3 protein-coding genes are annotated in these 2548 nt (G+C 66.1%); all 3 read left to right on the forward strand.

Going from position 1 to position 2548, the window contains the following annotated elements; translation table 11 throughout:
* Positions 1-1255: GAF domain-containing SpoIIE family protein phosphatase (locus U9980_RS24865; protein WP_322770145.1), on the forward strand; the 1255-nt coding region annotated here is incomplete at its 5' end.
* A gap of 117 nt (positions 1256-1372) precedes the next feature.
* Positions 1373-2305, forward strand: a complete 933-nt coding sequence (locus U9980_RS24870; RefSeq protein WP_322770146.1) for an AAA family ATPase — start codon at positions 1373-1375, stop codon at positions 2303-2305.
* The gene (locus tag U9980_RS24875; RefSeq protein WP_322770147.1) at positions 2245-2475 is read left to right on the forward strand and encodes a hypothetical protein; all 231 of its coding nucleotides are present in this window, start codon (positions 2245-2247) and stop codon (positions 2473-2475) included. Before U9980_RS24870 ends, U9980_RS24875 begins: the two co-directional genes overlap by 61 nt.
* Positions 2476-2548: the final 73 nt, after the last annotated feature.

Below are 2548 nucleotides of genomic sequence, written 5' to 3' on the forward strand. Positions count from 1 at the left end.
GCAGCGCGCGGAACTGATCACCTCGCTGTCGTCTGCGCTGGACCGTGCCCGCAAGCTTTTCGACGTGACCGCGGCGCTCGGCCAGGCACTGACCGTCCCAGACGTCGCCGACGTCATGGCCCGTTCGGCGCAGCACGACCTCGGTGCCGACATTGCAGCGATCATGCTGGTCGGCGAGGAAGGCCGGATACGCATGGTCAGCCCGACGACGCAGTCCGACCGCGTCAACCACGTCCTGGAGCGGGTCTCCGGCCGGGCAACCGCGGCCACCCCGGAGGTCCTGCGCACCGCCCGTGCCCGCTTCGACGCGTCCCGCGCGGATTACCTGGCCGACTATCCGCACGTCCGTACCCTCCTTGAGGTTGCTCTGCTGGCCGGCATGGCACATATTCCCATGATTATTTCGGGACGACCGATCGGCGTCATCCTGCTCGGCTGGACCACCGATCAGACCTTCGATGCCGATGAGCGGGCCTTCCTGACCACCCTGGCCGGCACCTGCGCCCACGCGATCGAACGTGCGCGCCTGTACGAGCGACAGCGTTCAGTAACTGAAGCACTCCAACAGGCGATCCTGCCGCGGCACCTACCGAACGTCGCCGGCGTGGAACTCACCGCGCGTTACCTGCCGGCGGGCCGGGACGTCGACGTCGGTGGCGACTGGTACGACGCTCTGACGCTCCCGGACGGCTCACTCATGCTGATCGTCGGCGACGTCGGTGGCCACGGACTGCGTGCCGCCACGGTGATGGCCGAGTTGAAGCACGCGGCACGCGCCTATGCCATGCTGGGCCAGACCCCGGCCGCGATCACCGGTCAGCTGTCAGCCAGCCTCACGGCGTCCGACTCCGACGTCTACGCCACCGCGGTAGTCGCCTGTCTCAACGTGACCAACCAGCAGCTGACCTGGTCATGTGCGGGGCATCCACCACCGCTGCTGCTCGACGGCGCCGACGCGACCTTTCTGGAGGAGGTCCACGGCCCGATCCTCGGAGCCGTGGACAACTGCGCCTACCGGCAGGACACCGTGACTCTGCCGGCACGCGCACGCCTGCTGCTCTACAGCGACGGGCTGATCGAACGCCGGGACACATCCATCTCAGAGCGACTCGACTTCCTGTCTGCCGTTGCCGCCGGCTCCCACGCCATGGGCCTGGACGCGGCGTGCGACCGGCTGCTGGCCGAGGTCGCCGGGCCCAGCGGCAGAGAGGACGACCTCTGCCTGCTCGCCGCGGACCTCCTCGGCGATCAATAATCTCCCCGACACCGCCGTGAGGTGTCAGGCGCTGGCGGCGCAAGGGCCAAAGGGTGCGCGACGATCGTCAGATCGCGCGCCCGGAGGCCGCAGTCCCCGGGCGCTAAAGTGTGAGTCATGATCGGCAGCAGACTCACGTCCGTGACGGTCGAGGGGTACACATCAATCCGCTCTGCGCGCGTCGAACTCGGGCGGCTGAACGTCCTGGTCGGACCCAACGGCGCAGGCAAGAGCAACTTCGTCAATGCGTTGGAACTACTCGGACGCATCGCCAATGATGATCTACAGCTGTTCGTCGGTCTACGCGGCGGCGCTGCCACACTGCTCCATGGCGGTACCAAGGGTAAGGCTGCGATCAGCCTTCGCGTGGAGTCCCCGCCTGACAGTTACGAGGCGCGACTCGTGCCAGGCGCGCGGGACGACTTCGTCTTCGACAGCGAGACGATCTCCTCCGCCGACTCGGCAACGGACCATCCCTTCACGCGCCACCTCGGTCGGGGGCATCGAGAGACCCTTCTCCACGAGGACATCGAGGTCCACGGCGAACAGCCGACCGCGGGTCACGTGGTCAAGCTGCTCGGCAGCTGCCGTGTCTACCACTTCCATGACACAAGCCGTACCGCGCCGGTCAAGCTGTTCGCCGACTCCGCGGACAACGTCACGCTCGCCCCAGACGCGGCCAATCTGGCGGCCTTCCTACTAGGCCTGTCAGTTTCCAGGCAGCGTGCCTACCAGCGCATCGTACGCGCGATCCGCCAGGTAGCTCCTTTCTTCCGCGACTTTGTACTTGTGCAGGAAAAGCAAGGCGTGCGGCTACGATGGCGTCAGGTGGGACTCGATAAGGTCCTTGGCCCCGAGGCATTCTCGGACGGAACACTTCGGTTCGTCTGCCTGGCTACGTTGCTGTTGCAGCCGGAACCACCACTCATCGTCGTCCTCGACGAACCGGAACTCGGCCTCCACCCCTTCGCCTGGTCCAGCTCGCCGGGATGCTCCAAGCTGTCAGCACATTCAGCCAGGTTGTCGTCGCCACCCAGTCAGTCCCGCTGATCGACCAGTTCAATCTCGATGAGATCATAATCGTCGAGCGCGAGGATGGCGCGTCGACCTTCCACCGGCCGGACCCGAACCGGCTCACAGCCTGGCTGGACGACTATTCGCTTGGAGACCTGTGGCGTAAGAACCTGCTCGGCGGCGTGCCAGGTAGCGAGCAGGGCTGATCGGATGCGATCTCTCTACCTTCTCGCCGAGGGACACACCGAGTTCGTCATCATCGACCAGGTGCTCGAGCCG

It is taken from the genome of Protofrankia sp. Cr1 (assembly GCF_963555865.1).
In the GTDB taxonomy this organism is placed as follows: Bacteria; Actinomycetota; Actinomycetes; order Frankiales; family Frankiaceae; genus Protofrankia.

Coding starts and splice junctions, on each gene's coding strand:
- U9980_RS24875 (WP_322770147.1), top strand. CDS start 2,245: ATGCTCCAAGCTGTCAGCACATTCAGCCAGGTTGTCGTCGCCACCCAG.
- U9980_RS24870 (WP_322770146.1), top strand. CDS start 1,373: ATGATCGGCAGCAGACTCACGTCCGTGACGGTCGAGGGGTACACATCA.